Here is a 336-nt window from a genome sequence, read left to right on the forward strand (position 1 = left end):
CCGGCAACGTCCTACTCTCGCAGGCGGTGTCCCGCCAACTACCATCGGCGCTGGAGAGCTTAACTTCCGTGTTCGGGATGGGAACGGGTGTGACCTCTCCGCCATCGTCACCGAGCAAACATGCTTTTTCATAACGCCATGTCAGGCGTGAAGGATTATTCCTTCAAAACTAGATAACAGGGGTTGTATTGTCTAGCTTCGAACTAACACCCTCCTACGCCTTCGCTTTTTCCGTTCGACGTGCACGCACGTCTTCGTCAAAAGCTTTTGGCTCCGTCGGATGTTTTCTTGACTACGTCAAGAACCGTTCTCCGCTTTTCTTATTGTCTAGCTTCG

General features: G+C 51.8%; 1 rRNA gene. It reads right to left on the bottom strand.

Features of this window, described 5'->3' with window-relative positions:
• A 5S ribosomal RNA gene (gene rrf / locus K1I43_RS15495) occupies positions 1-115 on the bottom strand; the annotation flags it as partial.
• Between the last annotated feature and the right edge of the window lie 221 nt (positions 116-336).

The organism is Anoxybacillus sp. ST70 (assembly GCF_019553625.1).
GTDB classification, from domain to species: Bacteria; Bacillota; Bacilli; order Bacillales; family Anoxybacillaceae; genus Anoxybacillus; species Anoxybacillus gonensis.